Raw genomic sequence first — 16837 nt, forward strand, 5'->3', positions numbered from 1 at the left:
GGGGTTGAGGTCTTGGGTCGGGACCGCCCGCAGCGGGCGCGCGGAGGGTGAGATGCACCTACCGGGACCGAGTGCCACGGGAGTGGGCCGGCGCGTACGGATAAGGATTTGCTCTTTCCGGACGAAACGCCAGGCTCGAGTGCGGAAGGTGTTTAGAGGTGTTCCGCGAGGAAGGCGGCGCCCTGCCGGATGGCGTCGCGGGCCGCGGGAATCGAGCGCAGGGCGGTCAGCGACACGAAGTCGTGGACCGTGCCGGGATAGCGGACGGCGACGGCTTCCCCGCCGGCGTCGCGCAGGCGGGCCGCGTACGCCTCGCCGTCGTCTCGGACCGGGTCGGCCTCGGCCGTGATGATCAGGGCCGGCGGCAAGCCGGTCAGCTCGTCGATGGTGGCGCGCAGCGGCGAGGCGGCCGGCTCGGCCAGGGCCCGCGGGTCGGTGCTGTACTGCTGCCAGTACCACCGGACGGCCTCGTGAGTGAGCAGGTAGCCGATGCCGAACTCGCGGTGCGACGGCAGCTCGCACCGGGAGTCGAGGATCGGGTAGTAGAGCAGCTGGGCCCGGATCGGCGGGCCGCTGCGCCGCTTGGCCAGCAGGGTCAGCGCGGCGGCCATCGTGGCGCCCGCGCAGTCGCCGGCCACCGCCAGCCGGCCGGGATCGACGCCCAGGTCGGCGGCGGTCTCGGCGACCCAGACGAGCAGCGCGTAGATCTCCTCGACGGCGACCGGATAGCGCGCCTCGGGGGTGCGGGTGTACTCGGGGACGATCAGCGCCTGGCCGGTCAGCACGGTGAGGTCGTGGATCAGGCGCCCGTGGGTCTGCACGTCGCCGATCATCCAGCGGCCGCCGTGCACGTAGAGGACGGCGGCCAGCGGCCCGGTCGCGGCGGCCGGTTTGAAGAACCAGTAGCCGACCAGGCCGGACGGGCCGACCGGCGCCACCCGGAACTCGGCGGTGACGGCCGGGTCGTCCGGTGGCGGGCCCTGCGACTCGAGCAGCGCCTGCCGGCCGTCGGCCGGGCCGATCTCGTGCAGGTAGGGCGGGCCGGCCGAGGCCTCGACCAGCCGGCGCACGGCCGGGTGGAGGAAGACGTCGTCCGAGCTGGGCATACACCCCAGCGTACCGGTCGGCCAGTAGATCGACCGATGCTGCCCGGCCCGGCGGACAGCACGCTCGGACCATGGGAAACAGCGTCGCAGATGATCTTGTAAGCCTGCTGGTCGGTGCCGGGGTCACCCGGATCTACGGGCTGGTCGGCGACAGCCTCAACGCCCTGAGCGATGCCGTCCGCCGCAGCGGTGGCTCGGCGGCCGGCGGCCTCGACTGGGTGCACGTGCACAACGAGGAGAGCGCCGCCTTCGCCGCCTCGGCCGAGGCCCAGCTCACCGGGAAGCTGGCGGTGTGCGCGGGCAGTTGCGGGCCGGGCAACACGCACCTGATCCAGGGCGTGATGGACGCCCACCGGTCCGGCGCGCCGGTGCTCGCACTCGCCTCGCACATCGCCACCCGGCAGATCGGTTCCGGCTTCTTCCAGGAGACCCGGCCGCAGGAGCTGTTCGAGCAGGCCAGCCACTACTGCGAGACGGTGTCGATCCCGGAGCAGCTGAGCCGGTGCACCCGGCTCGCGGTCCAGAACGCGGTCGGCAGGTCCGGTGCGGCCGTGCTGGTGCTGCCCGGTGATGTGCTGGCGCAGGACAGCCCGGGCCGCCCGGGGCACAGCGCCACGGTGACCGCCCGGCCGAAACCCGCGCCGACGCCCGAGAGCCTGCGGGAGCTCGCGGCCCGGATCGACGCGGCCGGGTCGGTCGCCATCTTCGGCGGGATCGGCTGCACCGGCGCGCGGGACGAGGTGCTGGCGCTGGCCGGGAAGCTGAAGGCGCCGGTCGGGCACACCCTGCGGGGCAAGGACTTGCTGCAGTACGACAACCCGTACGACGTGGGGATGACCGGGCTGCTCGGGTACGGGGCCTGCTACCACGCGCTGCACGAGGCCGATCTGGTGCTGCTGCTGGGCACCGACTTCCCGTACGACGACTTCCTGCCCGGCCGGGACACCGTGCAGATCGACCTCGACCCGGCCCGGCTGGGCCGCCGCACGCCGCTGGTGCAGGGCCTCGCGGCCGACGTCGGCGAGACGCTGCGCGCGCTGCTGCCGCTGGTGAAGACCCGCGATGACCGGTCCTTCCTGGACGACATGCTGCACCGGACCGCCCGCAGCCTGCGGCACAGCGTCGACACGTACAGCCGGGCCAAGCACCAGCAGACGCCGATCCACCCGGAGTACCTGGCCGCGGTGGTCGACGAGCTCGCCGACCTGGACGCCGTCTTCACCGTGGACACCGGCATGTGCTGCACCTGGGCGGCCCGCTACCTGACCCCGAACGGCCGGCGCCGGGTGCTCGGCTCGTTCGTGCACGGCTCGATGGCCAACGCCCTGCCGATGGCGATCGGCGCACAGGTCGCGCAGCCCGGCCGGCAGGTGATCTCGTTCTCCGGCGACGGCGGCCTCGCGATGCTGCTGGGCGAGCTGCTCACGGTCAAGACGCACGCCCTGCCCACGAAGATCGTGGTCTTCAACAACTCCAGCCTCGGCATGGTCCGGCTGGAGATGCTGGTGGCCGGCGACCCGCCGTTCGAGACCGACCACGACGCGGTGGACTACGCGGCGATCGCGGCGCCGATGGGCTTCCACACCCGCCGGGTGACCGATCCGGCCGACCTGCGGGCTGCCGTCGCCGAGATCCTCGCGCACGACGGCCCGGCGCTGCTGGACGTGGTCACCACCAAGGACGCGCTCGAGGTTCCGTCGCACGTGACGGTGGCCGAGGCCCGCGGTTTCGCGCTGGCGCTGGGCAAGACCGTGCTGTCCGGCGGGGTCGGCGAGGTGTTGCGGCTGGCCGAGACCAACGTCCGCAACATCCCGCGCCCCTGAACCACGGCGAAGGCCGGCGGCAGCCGCCGCCGGCCTTCGGAAAGATCAGCTCAGCCAGAACTCGAGCAGGTCCTTGTCCAGTTCCTGCTGGTAGCTGCCGGCGATGCCGTGCGGTGCGCCCGGGTAGACCTTGAGGGTGCCGTTCTTGACCAGGTTGATCGACTTCATCGCGGCGTCGTCGATCGGCACGATCTGGTCGTCCGCGCCCTGGGCGATGAAGATCGGCACGTCCAGCGCCTTGAGGTCCTCGGTGAAGTCGGTTTCCGAGAACGCCTTCACGCAGTCGTAAGCGGCGGCCAGGCCGACCTGCATGCCCTGCCGCCAGAACTGGTCGCGCTGGCCCTGGGAGATGGTCGAGCCTTCCCGGTTGGTGCCGAAGAACTGCGCCGACAGGTCCTGGTAGAACTGCGAGCGGTCGGCCAGGACACCGGCCCGGATGCTGTCGAACACCTCGATCGGGGTGCCCTCGGGGTTGGTGTCCGACTTGACCATGACCGGCGGGACCGCACCGGCGGTGGCGATCTTCACGACCCGGCCGGCGCCGTGCTGGGCCGCGAACCGGACGACCTCGCCGCCGCCGGTCGAGTGGCCGACCAGGATGATGTCGGTCAGGTTGAGCGCGTCGACAAGCGCCGCCAGGTCGGCCGCGTAAGTGTCCATGTCGTTGCCGGTGTAGGTCGACGTCGACCGGCCGTGCCCGCGGCGGTCGTGCGCGATGGCCCGGAAACCGTTGTCGGCGGCCAGCTTCATCTCGACGTCCCACGCGTCGCTGTTCAGCGGCCAGCCGTGGCTGAAGATGATCGGCTGACCAGTGCCCCAGTCCTTGTAGAAGATCTCGGCGCCGTCGGCGGTGGTGAGGTAAGGCATGGGAGGCTCCTTCAGGTCGCCCGGAACAACTTTCTGCTCCGAGACTCCCGCCGCCCCGCGGCCGTGGCATCGGCCGGTTTACTGCCCGGCCGGGCGACCAGTCGACCTACCGATGACGCGCAGCTAGGCGCTCGACCTCGGCGACCCGTTCGGCGATCCGCCCGGTGACCGTCGCTGCCTCGCCCGCTTTCTCCTGCAGCGCCCGCAGCGACGCCAGGTCGGCCTGGGCCGCGGCGGCATCGCCCAGGTGGGCGTGCACCAACGCACGCCGGGACAGCGCGGCGATCATCCGGACCGAGGCCTCGCCGGATCGTTCGACCGCCGCGATCCCGTCGCTGCACCGGGCCAGGGCGGCCGGCCAGCGTTTCAGGTCGATCTCCAGGTCGGCGAGGAAGGCCCGGGCGGTCACCTCGGCGAACTTCGCGATGTACTCCGGTGGGGCGGTGGCCGGGTCGGTCAGCCGCACGATGGCCCGTTCGAAGACCGGGATCGCCTCGTCGAACCGGCCGGCGCCGTGCAGCCCCAGGCCGCGCAGGATGAGCGAGTTGGGCACGCCCTCCCGGTCGTCGGCGGCCCGCAGGTCGTCCTCGGCCCGCGAGGCGTACTCGATCACCTCGGGCCAGCGCTCCTGGAGGCTGAGCGCCCAGCCGACGTAGTAGGCGGCCCAGCCGATCTGTCGCCGATCGCCGGAGCGGACGGCGCTGTCGAGCGCCTCCCGGGCGTACTCCAGGCCTTCTTCCGGTTTGTTCAGGCAGACGATCTGCACCCAGGCGAGATAGCCCAGGTGCTCGGCCCGCAGCCGGTCGTCGGCCAGTCGTTCGGCGGCCCGGGTGGACAGGCCGAAGACCTCGGTCCAGTGCGGCCACATCGGCCAGCTGTCGGAGTACCAATGAAGCGACTCGGCCACGTCGATGACCCGCTGGTCCTCGCCTTCGGTGGCCGCCTGGTGCAGGGCCGGGAGCCAATTTTCCGCCTCGGCGCGCAGCCAGGCGTCGGCCTCGTCGGACGAGGTGATCTCGACCACGGTCGCGGCTTTGGCGGCGGTCAGGCCGTGGCCCGGCTCGAAACAGCGGCCGGCCGCGACGGCGGTGTCCAGCAGCCAGTCGTCCCGGCGGCGGCCGGCGGCGGCCCGGTCGGCGGCCGCCTCCTCCCGGCTGAGCTCGCCCTCGGCGTACAGGCGAAGGAGGTCGTGGAAGGCGAGCCGGCCGTCGGCGCGCTGTTCGAGCAGGCTCAGGTCGACGAGCTCGTCCAGGGCTTCCTCGGTGACCGGCACCGGCTCCTCGGCCAGCACGCTGGCCAACTCGACCCCGGTCGACGAGCCCGGCACCAGGGCGAGGCGCCGGAACAACCGCCGGGCCTCGGCCGACAGCTGCTGGTAGGACAGCGTGAACGCGGCCCTGATCTGCAGGTCGCCGGCGGTCAGCGCGTCGATCCGGCGTTCCTCGGCGCCGAGCCGGGCGATCAGGTCGTCGACCGTCCAGCCGGGCCGGCTGACCAGCCGGTTGCCGGCGATCCGCAACGCCAGCGGCACGTTCACGCAAAGCTCGGCGATCCGCCGCAGGCTGGCCTCGGGGGCGGCGGTGCCCTGCTCGACGATGGCGGCGAGCAGAGCCACCGCGTCGTCCTCCGGCAGCGGGTCGAGCCGCAGCCGGCGCACCCCCTCGAGGCCGCCGAGCGTCCGGCGGCTGGTGATCAGCACGGTGGCCGGGCCGCGCGGTGGCAGCGCCCGGCGTACCTGGCTCTCGCTTATCGCGTTGTCCAGCACCAGGACCCGGGGCCGGCCCTGGATCAGGGTGTGCCACAGCGCCGCCGCCTCGTCGGTGTCCCGGGGCACCACCCGTAGCTCGGGGCTGATCGCCCGGATCAGCCGGTGCAGCACCGCCACCGGGGTCAGCGGCTCGGCGTCCAGGCCGCGCAGGTCGAGGAAGAGCTGCTCCTCCGGGCCGTGCAGCAGGGCCGCCCGGACCGCGAACGAGGTCTTCCCGACGCCGGGCGCCCCGCTGATCATCACCACCGGCGACGGCGTCCCGGCGGTCGCGCCGCCGAGCCACTCGGCCACCTGGGCCAGTTCGGCCGTACGCCCGGTGAAGTCGTCGACCCGCCGGGGCGGAGGCAGCCCGCTCGCGGTCGGCGTGCCGGCGGCACCGCGGCCGTCCCGGGCCGCCGCGAGCAGCGCGACCCGGTCGTCGCCGGCCAGCGCGAGACCGTCGGCGATGGCCTCGACCGTGCGGACCCGCGGCCCCCGGCTGACGCCGCGTTCCATGTCGCTGATCGCCCGGTCGCTGACCCCGGACGCCCGGGCCAGCTGTTCCAGGGTCAGGTCGGCCGCCGACCGGAACTGGCGCAGCAGGGCACCGAACGGGAACTCCTCCGCCATGGCCGCCAGCCTTTCACGCAGTTCTTTCTGCGTGCCTTCTTCGTGGTGCACGGCTCACTTTCGATGATCGAATTGGGCATGCTGATCTGCCGGGACCGGGAGCTGGCCGACCTGACCGCCGTCGTCGACACGGCCGCCAGCCGGCCGGTCGCGGTGCTCCTGCTCGGCGACGCCGGTCTCGGCAAGACCGCCCTCCTGGCCGCCGCGGCGGCGCACGCCCGCGGCCGCGGTTACCGGGTCATCGCCCCGCCGGCCGGTCCCGTCCGGCCCTTCGGGCTGCTCCGCCGGCTGGTCGCGGCGGCCCGGGTGGAGACCACCGGCCGGCCCCGCCGGATCCTGCTCGCGCTCAACGCCGGACAGCCGATCGACCCGGCCGACGAGCGGGCGCTGCTCACCGCGGTGCTGCTGGTGCTCGACCGGCTGACCGAGCGGGCCCCGCTGATGCTGCTGGTGGACGACGCGCACCGGGCCGACCGCGGATCGCTGCGGCTGCTGACCCAGCTGGTGCGGCACGCCTCGGCCGAGCGTTTCGTGCTGCTGCTGGCGGCCCGCCCGGCCGGGCTGCCGGCCGAGATCGGCCCGGAGATCGCTCCCTACCACCTGGCGCCGCTGCCCGACGACGCGGCGGCCCGGCTGCTCGACACCCGGCCGGCCGCCGGACCCGGACCGGCTCGCCGGGACATCCTGCGCCGGGCCGGCGGCAACCCGCTCGCCCTGCTCCGGCTGGCCGATCCGGTGGCCGAGGTGCCCGGCGAGTTCACCCGCCGGGTCGAGGCGCTGCCCGCCGTCACCCGCCGGCTGCTGCTGCACGCGGCGATCGCGGCCGACTCCGAACCGGCCGGCACCGTCACCCGGGCCGCCGGCGGCGCCGACGACCTGCGCGACTGGCTCCCGGCCGAGCACGCCGGGCTGGTCGGCATCGTCGACGGCCGGGTCCGGTTCCGGCATCCCCTGATCCGGCTGGCGGCCGCGGCCGGTGACGTGGCGTCGGCGCACGGCAACCTGGCCGCCCGCACCGACGATCCGCATCACCGGGCCTGGCATCGCGCGGCGGGCACCGACCGGACCGACGAGACGATCGCCGCCGCCCTGGACGAGACCGCCGAGCTGGCCCGCCGGCACGCCGACTACTACGCCGAGGCGCGGGCGTTGCAGGCCGCCGCCGAGGGCAGTCCCGGGCCGGCCGACGCGGCCCGGCGCTACGCCCGCGCGGTCTTCGCCGCCTACCGGTCCGGCGACCCGCGCTGGGCGGTCGAGCTGTACGAGCGGGCGGCCGCGGTCACCGGTGACCCGGACATCCTGGGTGCGGCGGCGGGCGGGGCCGGCCTGGCGCTGTGTCACTCGGGTGAGCCGGCCCGGGCGTTCGAGCTGACCCGGGCGGCCGTCCTGCGCCGACCCGGCGACGGGCAGGTCGCGATGACCGTGGTCGCGGTCGCCGCCACCGCGGCCCTGCTGTCCGGTGACGCCGGCCAGCGGCGGCAACTGCCCGCGCTGCTGGACCTGGTCGGCGACGACTCGGCCGGGCTGGGCGAGGCGATGATTCCGCGGGCGGCCAACCCGTACGCCCGGGCCTCGGTTATGGCCATCGCCGACCCGGACGGGTTCCGGGGCTGCGACGAAGAACCGGACGGGACCGCCATGACCGGGCTGACCGAGGTGGCCCGGATGCTGTTCACCGGCACGGTCGCCTGGCTGCGCGACGACTCGGCCCGCGCCGCCGCCGAGCTGTCCGCGGTGTTCCAGGCCCAGCAGCGGGCCGGCGCGCCCGGCTCCCTGGTCGCCCGGCTGCCGCTGCTGATCACCGCGCTGATCGACGGCGGGCGATGGGCCGAGGCGCAGTCGGTCATCGACGAGGCCGGGCAGCTGGCCGCGGCCGGGAACATCACCCTGCTGCGCGGTGCCCTGCCGGCCCTGCGGGACATCCTGATCGTGCTCCGGAACGACCGGCCGGAGCCGGCCGACGCGCCGCCGCTCGCTCCCGGCAACGCCTTCGTGGAGAGCCTGCGCCGGCGGGCGGCCGGGCTCACCGCGCTGGCGGCCGGCGATCACCCGGCCGCGTACCGACAGTTCCGGGCCCTGTTCGACGCGGCCGGCGAGCCGGTGCACTACGTCCTCGGCCCCCGGTCGCTGCCCCAGCTCGCGCTGACCGCCGTGCGCACCGGCCGGACCGCCGAGGCCACCCGGATCCTCCATCGTTGCCGGGAGCAAGCCGGCGCCGCGCCGACCTCGCGGATGGTGCTGCTGCTGGCCCACGCGGCCGCGCTGCTCGACGACGGCGACCGGGCCGAGGAGCACTTCCGGGCTGCGGTCGGCGACCGGGACCGGGCGATGCGCTGGCCGCTGGAGTTCGCCGAGGCCGAGTTCAGCTACGCGCTGTGGCTGCGGCGGCAGCGACGGCTCCTCGACGCCCGGCCGCACCTGATGGCCGCCCTCGACACGTTCCTGCGGCTCGGGGCCGGCGCCCACGCCGAGCAGGCCGGCAAATACCTGCCGGCCGCCGGGGTTCCCGAGGGTGCCTTCGCGGCGCTCACCCCGCAGAAGCAGATGATCGCCCGGCTGGCCGCCACCGGGCTGACCAACCGGGAGATCGCCGACCGGCTCACCCTGTCGCCGCGCACGGTCGGCTCGCACCTCTACGACATCTATCCGCAGCTGAGCGTCGGCAACCGGCACCAGCTGCGGGAACTGCTGGGTGACCGGGCCGCCGGGAGCCGGCGGTGACCACCCCGGCCGGGGCGGTCCTCGAGCAGGCCGCCGATCTGGTCGGCCGCGACGACGACCTGGCCCGGCTGGCCGACTGGCTGCGGCCCGCGCCCGGCCACCGGGCGCTGCTGCTCACCGGCGACCGCGGGGCCGGCAAGTCCCGGCTGCTGGCCGCCGGTCTGCAGCTGGCCCGCGAGCAGGGCGACCATCGGGTCCTGGTGGTGCACACGACCGGCGACGACCTGCTGCGGCAGCTGCTGCTGGCGGTGCGCCACGAGCTGCCGGGGCTGCCCGGTGGGCTGGGCCGGGCCGCATTCGCGTTCCTCGGGCTGAGTGACGACCCGGTGCCGGCCGAACCGGTGCTGCGCCGGGCGCTGTCCGCCGCCCTGACCGGGTACGGCCTGCTTGTCGCGGACGACGTGCAGCAGCTCACGCCGGGCGGCGCCGAACTGCTGGCCGAGCTGGCCGCGGTGGTGCCGGCCGTGCTGCTGGCCGGGCGGGCGGGCCGGATCCCGGCCGCGCTCACCGGGCTGCCGGTGCACGAGGTGCGGCCGCTCGGGCCGGACGACGCGGTCCGGCTCCTCGACGCCCAGGACGGCCCGGTCACCGGGCGCGACTGGGTGGAGATCCTGCGCCGGGCGGCCGGCAACCCGGCCGCCATCGTCGAGCTGAGTGCCGGCACGCCCCGGCCCGGCGGCCTGTGGTCGGCGTACGCGTCCGAGATCGGTCTTCTCCCGGCGGCCTGCCGCCGCCTGCTGTTACACCTGGCCGCCGCCACCCCGCCCGCCGACGCCGAACTGGTCCGGTCGGCCGCGGGCGTGCCCGGCAGCGCGTGGACCGCCGCCGAGCGGGCCGGGATCGTGGTCCGCGACGGCGACCGGGTGCGCTTCACGCACCCGCTGGCGGCCGAGGCGGCGTACCGGGAAGCGCCCGCCCACGCCCGCCGGGCCGCGCACCGCGATCTCGCGGTCGCGTTCGCGGACGCGCCGGAATGGCGGGCCCTGCACCTCGCCGCCGCCGCGACCGACCGGGGCGAGGCGATCGCGGCCGACCTGGAGGCGGCGGCCGGGACGTTCCGCGGCCGGCACGCGCTGTTCGAGGCGACGTCTGCGATGGAACAGGCGGCCGGGCGCACCCCGCAGCCGGAGACGGCCGCCCGGCGGTACGCCCAGGCGGCCACCGACGCCCGCAATCTCGGCGCCACCGACTGGGCCGTGGATCTCTACACCACCGTGCGCCGGCTGACCGCCGACCCGGATCTGATCATCCGGGCCGCGCACACCGCCGCCACCGCGCTGTCCCGCTCCGGCCGGCAGACCGAGGCGTACAACCTGGTCTCGGCGGCCCGCCGGGCCGGCGCGACCACCGACCGGCCGATCGCGCTGACCGTGGCCGGGCTCGCGGCCGCCGTCGCCGCCATCTCCGGCCACGAGGAACACCGCCTCGGCCTGGCGCCGATGCTGGCGGCGGCGGAACCGGCCCCGGACGCGGCCAACGCCATCTTCGTCCGGCTGATCATGGATCCGGGGTCGCATCCCGGGCGGGCCCTGTGCGATGCCGTGGTGGTGCCGCGGCCGGGCATCCCGATCGACCCGCCGGTCCGGCACCACCTCAACATCATCGGCACCATCGCCGGGTACGAGGACCGGTCCCGGCTCGCCGTCGACCTGCTGCGGGCCGCGCTGCGCGAGGAGCGGGCGCCCCGGTCCTCACTGTCCGGCATCGAGACCATCCCGGTGCTGATCAGCGCCCTGGTCGACACCGGCGAGTGGGGGCTGGCCGAGCGGTACGCGACCGAGGTCGGCCCGCTCGGGTTGCCGGTCTACGACGCCAACCTGGACGCGCTGCGGGCCCAGTTGCACGCCCTGCGCGGCGACGGCGAGAAGGCCCTGGAGCTGGCCCGGCGCACCTGGCGGCGACTCGACATGCAGCAGCACCGGTCCACCCACGTACGGCTGCTGCGGGCCGCCGCCCTCGCGGCCGCGGCCGGCGGTGACTACGACAACGCCTACCGGCATCTGCGGTCCATGTTCGACCGGGACGGCCGGGCGCTGCAGACCTATCTGGCCGGCCGGTCGGTCGCCGAGCTCGCGGCCGCCGCCGCCCGCAACGGCCGGCGGGATGAGGTGCGCGGCATCCTGGACCGGGTCCGGCTGGACGCCGGGGCCGAGCCGAGCGCCCGGATGCGGCTGCTGCTGCACCTGGGCGAGGCCCTGCTGCTCGACGGCGACCGGGCCGAACACCACTTCCGGCTGGCCACCGTCGATCCGGCCGGGCAGGAATGGCCGTACGAGCGGGCGATGGCCCGGCTGCACTACGGCGAGTGGCTGCGCCGGGCCCGGCGCCCGCGCGACGCCCGGTCGGTGCTGGCCCCGGCGGCGGCCGACTTCCGGCGGCTCGGGGCGGTGCACGCGGCCGGGCTGGCCGACCGGGAGCTGCGGGCCAGCGGTCGGCACGACGGCCCGGTGGGCAGTGCCCGGCTCGCCGTGCTGACCGCGCAGGAGCGCCAGGTGGCGATGCTGGCCGCGCGAGGGCTGCGGAACCGGGAGATCGCCGAGCAGCTGTTCATCTCGGCCCGCACGGTCGGCGCCCACCTGCACAGCGTGTACGCCAAACTGGCGATCCGCGGCCGCCATCAGCTCCGGGACGTCGATGCCGGTTCCGCGCCGAACGCGCGGTAGTGCCGCAGCATCAGCAGCAGCCAGCCCAGGCTGAGCACGGCCAGCACCAGGTACGCCCAGACGTTGCCGAACGTGTCCCAGGCGGCGTGCAGGGCGACCGCGCCGGCGAAGGTGCCGAGGAAGACGAACAGATGCCGCACGCTCGGCGCGCTCGCCATCATCCAGAGGGCACCGCAGGTCAGACCGGTCCAGGCGGTGTGCGCGGCCGGCGCGGACAGGCCACGGATGAACAGGGTCTCCTCGACGGCCCCGATGTTGCCGTTGGACGAGAGCAGCGCGGTGAAGGCGTACCCCATGGTCTCCAGCGCGGCGAAGCCGAGGCCGCTGGCGATGCCGATGACCAGGCCGTCGGACGGCAGCCGCCGGCCGTGCCGGACCGCCAGCACGCACAGCAGCACCACCGGGACGATCAGCTTCGCGCTCTCCTCGATCAGCGCGACCACCACCATCGGCAGCGTGCCGAGGTCACGCAACGCGTCGTACTCCAGGGTGCCGGCCACCACCACGCCGATCACGCCGCCGAAGAACGCGGTCACCACCAGCACCGACGCCGGCACCTGCCAGCGCCCGGTGCGGGCCTGGGCGAAGGTGAGGAACGCGGACGGCACCACGGCCGCGCCGAGCAGGATCAGCGCCGGCACGAAGTTCGGGTTCTGGGTGTGCACGAGCGTGTGCAGCACCAGGAAGTACAGCCCCAGGCCGACGACCAGCACCGCCACCCATCCCGAGCGCCGGATCCGTTCCCGCATGACTTACCTCCGCTGATCTGGTGGTGCCGCTTGCCGCCATCGTGCCCGCGCCCGGACCCACGGTCATCGGTCGGTCGACTGACCACCCCGCCGTAGTGTCCGGACTTAAGGCAATCTTCATGGTCGTTGAGGGTCATCGATGTCTACCGTTGGCGCCTGATCAGCCCGGTGGAAATCGCCCGCCGCCGGGCTCCGATCCTGCTCTCTCCCCACGGAGGGCGGGGAACGGAGCACCGCCTTGAAACGGAAGATTCCCCTGATCGTCGTGCTGGCGACCGCCACGGCAGGGTCCCTGACGATGGCCGTACTCTCGCATTCGGCCTCGGCCGAACAGACGGCCGACCCGGTCGACCTGGCCCGGAGCACAGCGGCCAGGGTCGTCGCGAGCCGTCCGCAGGCTTTGCACGCCGGTCAGTACGACGCCTTCCAGCAGCAGGCGGTGCTCAGCTACCGCAGCCTCAACTACGTGCCGTACGCCCGCACCTACAAGGGCGTGGCGGTCCTCGGCGGTGACCTGGTCGTGCAGACCGACGCGGCCGGACAGGCGATCTACACCTCGGTGGCGCAGTCGGCCGCGATCGGCGAGCTGTCGGTGACCCCGAAGCTGACCGCCGCCAAGGCGACCCGGATCGCGAAGGCGCAGCTCACCACGGTGACCGACGTCGAGGACACCACGCTGGTGGTCGACGCGACCGGCGCGACCGCCCGGCTGGCCTGGTCGGCCACCGTGGACGGCACCGGCGCCGACGGCCTGAGCCGGCTCACCGTGGTGGTCGACGCCCGGACCGGGCAGGTGCTGAGCCGCACCGAGCACATCACCGAGGCGGTCGCCGCCGGGCAGGGCGCCATCTACGGCGATGTTCAGTTCGAGAACGTCGGGTCGGCGTTGCAGGACCCGCGGATCGACCGGCTGGTGTGCCAGGACGCGGCCGACAACCGCACGTTCACCAGCCAGGACAACACGTTCGGCAACGGCGACGGTACCGACCGGGAGACCGGCTGCGTCGACGCTTTCTTCGTGGCCCAGAAGCAGAACGAGATGCTGGCCCAGTGGCTCGACCGGGACGGTCAGGACGGCCAGGGCGGCTCGTTCCCGCTGCGGGTCGGCCTGCAGGAGCAGAACGCGTTCTTCGACGGCCGCCAGGTGCAGATCGGCTTCAACACCCGGCAGGAGTTCCTCGGCTCGGCCGACGTGGTCGGTCACGAGCTGGGGCACGCCATCGACGCCACCACGCCCGGCGGCATCTCCGGCGGCAACACCTCGGAGTTCGTCGCGGACACCATCGGCGCGGCCACCGAGGCGTTCATCAACAGTCCGAACGACAAGCCCGACTTCACCGTCGGCGAGGAAGTCGACCTGGTCGGTGACGGGCCGATCCGCGACATGCGGGACCCGTCGTCGCTCGGCGCCGACAACTGCTTCTCGGCGCAGACCGAGCGGGACGAGGTGCACGCGGCGGCCGGGCCGGGCAACCACTGGTTCTTCCTGCTGTCGCAGGGCACCGACGGCAACGGTCAGGGTGCCAGCCCGACCTGCAACAACAGCACGGTGACCGGGCTGGGCATCGAGAACGCCATGAAGATCATGTTCAACGCGATGCTGCTGAAGAACTCCAACTCCTCCTACCCGCAGTACCGGGTGCTGACGTTGCAGGCGGCCAAGACCCTGTTCGCGGGCAGTTGCGCCGAGTTCGACACGGTCAAGGCCGCCTGGGACGCGGTTGCGGTGCCGGCTCAGAACGGAGAGCCGGCCTGTACGGCCTAGACCCGAGGTTTTAGCAGGGTGATGCGGGAGGCGCCCAGCTCGGTCACGTACAGGTAGCCGGTGGTCTGGTCCTCGGTGACGTCGAGCGGCTGGCTGAAGCCGGTCAGGCCGGTGATGCCGGTCGTCCGATTGGAAAGGCTGCCAGAAGCAGCCACGTCGAAGGTCTCGATGTCCTGGCCGGCCGAGTAGCGGACCACCAGCAACTTGCCGTCCAGGGCGCCGCCGCGGTACTCGATCGCGCCGTTGGCCGAGGCGTGCAGGCCCGCGTCGTACGTTCCGGCCAGGTCGAAGTTGACGTCCGGCAGGGTGCCGGCCGGGTAGGCGCCCACCTCGTACGGATCGCTGCCGGCCGTCGGGTTGCCGCCGGCCAGCACCCATTCGCAGCGCTGCGGGTTGGGATGGCCGTAGTAGCGGCCCGCTTCGACGTCGAAGACGTAGTCGGTCTCGGCGGTCGGCACGCCGGTCAGCCCCGGCACCACCGGCCCGCTGTAACCGCGGCGCGCACACGCCGCGGGCAGCGTGGCCGGGGTGGCCGGGGTGTTGCCACCCGCGGCCGAGCCGTTGGTCGGCGCATAGAGATGACCGTTCCGATGCCAAACCAGATCAAACGCATTGCGTACGCCGGTGGCGTACAGCGTCAGCGGGGCGCTCACGGCGTACGGGTCATAGGTTCCGCCCTCTTCGGTTTTGACGTTGAGCGGCAGCGTGGCCGGCAGGCGCGCCGGGTCGAGGCGCAGGACGGCCGCGCTGAGCAGGCGTTCCGGGCGGTTGCCCCAGGTGGAGTCGGCGCCGCCCATCGCGTTGTTGGCCCCCTGCGACAGGTAGAGCGCGCCGTCCGGGCCGAAGGCCAGAGAGTTGGTCTCGTGGTCCTTCACCGAGCGCGGCAGGTTGACCACCACCGAGGTGTAGGTCGCCAGGTCGGTGCCGGAGAGCCGGCCGATCCGGCCGGACCAGTCGGGTACGTCCAGCGGCCCGACGAACTCGTAGTTGTCGGTGACCCAGAGGATCGGCGCGGCCGCGGTCGACGCCGGATCGAAGGCCATCCCGATCACGGTGCGGGCCGGAGCACCCGGTAGCCCGAGGGCGGTGGCGTTCGCCCGTACCGTGCTGATGATCGTCGCCGCGCCGAGCGTGCCGTCGGGGTTGATCGGGAAGCGGAAGATCCGGCCGTCGAGGGTGCCCGCGTAGAGCCGGCCGTCCGGTCCCTTGACCACGGTGGTGAACGACGCGCCGGTGGCCACCCCGACCACCTTGTCGAACGCCACCGGGCCGCCGGTCCCGCCGCCGCTGCCGGTGGTGAAGACGATCGAGTACGGCGCGAACGGTTTGCCGGTCACGTCGGTGACGCCGCCGGTCACGGTGAAGCGGTAGGCCGTGCCGGCGGCCAGTGGCGCGGTCGGCGAGAGGTTGATGACGTCGCCGCCGCCGCTGGTGATCACGGTGGCCGGGACCGCCGTGCCGTTGTCGAGCCGGGCCAGGGTGACCGTCGAGCTGGTCAGCGAGGCGGTGCGGACGCCGCCGTTCGGCAGGACCAGATCCTCCACAATGCTCGTCGTCAGCGAGACGCCGGTGCTGCCGTTGGCCGGCGTGCTGGTGCGCACGGCCGGGATCGTGGTGCCGCCCGCCACCTCGTCGATGTCGGCGTAGGCGAATTTCGTGTTGGTGCCGCCGGCCGGGCTGATCGTCAGCTTGCCGTCGGTCACCCGGACCGTGCGGGTGGCGGTGGCGAACTTGGTGGATGCCGTCGGCCGGAACGCGGCGATCGCGTTCTGGTCCTCGATGCTGACCCAGTTGTCGCTGTCGACGGCCGTGCCCGCGTCGCCCACCGCGACCGTGACGGTGTAGAGGCCGGCCGGAACGGCGGCCTCCCAGCGCCCGGGCGTGACCACGCCGGCCGACCCGGCCGGCAGTTGCGCGTGCACGAAGGTGGCCAGCCGCGGGTCGGCCTGCCCGGCGGCCGGGTTGCGGTTGCGGCCGTTGCCGGTGAGGTCGACCGGGGTGCCCTCGCCGAGGTCGACCCAGCCGTAGCCGCGGGCGGCGGTGTAGGCGCCGCCGGAGTCGCGGACGTACCCGGCGGCCGGCGCGGTGGCGGCGTCGGAGAAGTCGACCTTCAGTGCGAAGTCGGCGGTGACCCGGCTGATCTCGACGTAGTTCAGCTTGGTGTTGGTGCCGCCGGCCGCGTCGACGGTGAGCCGCCCGTCGGTGACCACGACGGTGACGGTGGCCTGCCGATATTCGGCGGCGGCGGTGGACACGAAGCCGTCGACCGCCCGGATGCCCTCGACGTTGACGGTGTGCCGGCTGTCGTACGGCGCCTGGTCGCCGACCGACACGGTGACCTGGTAGGTCCCGGCCGCGACGGTGTACTCCCAGGCGCCCGCGGTCAGCACGCCGTTGGTGCCGCCGACGTCGCCGTACTGCAGGTGGATCAACGTGTTGAGGCGCGGGTCGACGCCGGTGCGGGCCCGGTCTCGGGTGTTGCGGGTGAGGTCGAGCGGGGTCGCGGTGCCCTGTTGCACCCAGCCCGAACCGGTGGTGGCCGAGAAGGCCGCGCCGGTGTCGGCGGTGTAGCCGCTGGGGATCGCACCGGCGGCCGGCTGAAAGTTGACCTTGGCAAGGGCGGTGACCGCGGCTTCAGCCGAGGACGGCACGACCAGAAGTGGGAGAAGGAGGACGACGACGATCAACCACAGTCGACGGTGCATGGTGGACAACGTCGCACGCCGGTCGGGGTGGTGACTGTCGCGTGCCTGACCGTCAGGCGGG

At 73.7% G+C, this 16837-nt stretch carries 9 protein-coding genes; 4 read left to right on the plus strand and 5 right to left on the minus strand.

The features are described 5' to 3' along the window. Positions 1–152 precede the first annotated feature (152 nt). Positions 153–1106: an alpha/beta hydrolase gene (locus Ate02nite_RS32495; RefSeq protein WP_203811696.1), complete on the minus strand. Its 954-nt coding sequence runs from the start codon at positions 1104–1106 to the stop codon at positions 153–155. Positions 1107–1177: 71 nt separating this feature from the next. Between Ate02nite_RS32495 and Ate02nite_RS32500 the strand changes: the two genes are divergently transcribed. Then, entirely contained in the window at positions 1178–2929 is a 1752-nt protein-coding gene (locus Ate02nite_RS32500; RefSeq protein ID WP_203811697.1) for a thiamine pyrophosphate-dependent enzyme, read from the plus strand. 45 nt (positions 2930–2974) lie between these two features. On the opposite strand, the gene Ate02nite_RS32505 is transcribed toward Ate02nite_RS32500, so the two are convergent. Further along, positions 2975–3796: an alpha/beta fold hydrolase gene (locus Ate02nite_RS32505; protein WP_203811698.1), complete on the minus strand. Its 822-nt coding sequence runs from the start codon at positions 3794–3796 to the stop codon at positions 2975–2977. 106 nt (positions 3797–3902) lie between these two features. Then, positions 3903–6173 carry a helix-turn-helix domain-containing protein gene (locus Ate02nite_RS32510; RefSeq protein ID WP_203811699.1) on the minus strand — a complete coding sequence of 757 codons (2271 nt, stop codon included), beginning with the start codon at positions 6171–6173 and terminating at the stop codon, positions 3903–3905. Between the two features lie 45 nt (positions 6174–6218). Here Ate02nite_RS32510 and Ate02nite_RS32515 point away from each other — a divergent pair, with 45 nt between their 5' ends. Both Ate02nite_RS32515 and Ate02nite_RS32520 read left to right on the plus strand, forming a co-directional pair. After that, the gene (locus Ate02nite_RS32515) at positions 6219–8894 is read left to right on the plus strand and encodes a helix-turn-helix transcriptional regulator (protein ID WP_239147876.1); all 2676 of its coding nucleotides are present in this window, start codon (positions 6219–6221) and stop codon (positions 8892–8894) included. Further along, positions 8891–11557, plus strand: coding sequence for a helix-turn-helix transcriptional regulator (locus Ate02nite_RS32520; RefSeq protein WP_203811700.1), 2667 nt, complete (start codon positions 8891–8893; stop codon positions 11555–11557). The genes Ate02nite_RS32515 and Ate02nite_RS32520 overlap by 4 nt, the downstream gene beginning before the upstream one ends. On the opposite strand, the gene Ate02nite_RS32525 is transcribed toward Ate02nite_RS32520, so the two are convergent. Further along, positions 11512–12306: a PrsW family intramembrane metalloprotease gene (locus Ate02nite_RS32525; RefSeq protein WP_203811701.1), complete on the minus strand. Its 795-nt coding sequence runs from the start codon at positions 12304–12306 to the stop codon at positions 11512–11514. The genes Ate02nite_RS32520 and Ate02nite_RS32525 overlap by 46 nt on opposite strands. A gap of 238 nt (positions 12307–12544) precedes the next feature. Between Ate02nite_RS32525 and Ate02nite_RS32530 the strand changes: the two genes are divergently transcribed. Continuing rightward, positions 12545–14071 carry a M4 family metallopeptidase gene (locus tag Ate02nite_RS32530; RefSeq protein ID WP_239147877.1) on the plus strand — a complete coding sequence of 509 codons (1527 nt, stop codon included), beginning with the start codon at positions 12545–12547 and terminating at the stop codon, positions 14069–14071. Here the strand turns inward: Ate02nite_RS32530 and Ate02nite_RS32535 are convergent. Continuing rightward, complete coding sequence (locus tag Ate02nite_RS32535; RefSeq protein WP_203811702.1) at positions 14068–16776, minus strand: PQQ-dependent sugar dehydrogenase; 2709 nt, start codon at positions 16774–16776, stop codon at positions 14068–14070. The two genes, Ate02nite_RS32530 and Ate02nite_RS32535, sit on opposite strands and share 4 nt — an antisense overlap. Between the last annotated feature and the right edge of the window lie 61 nt (positions 16777–16837).

The organism is Paractinoplanes tereljensis (assembly GCF_016862435.1).
Taxonomy (GTDB): Bacteria; Actinomycetota; Actinomycetes; order Mycobacteriales; family Micromonosporaceae; genus Actinoplanes; species Actinoplanes tereljensis.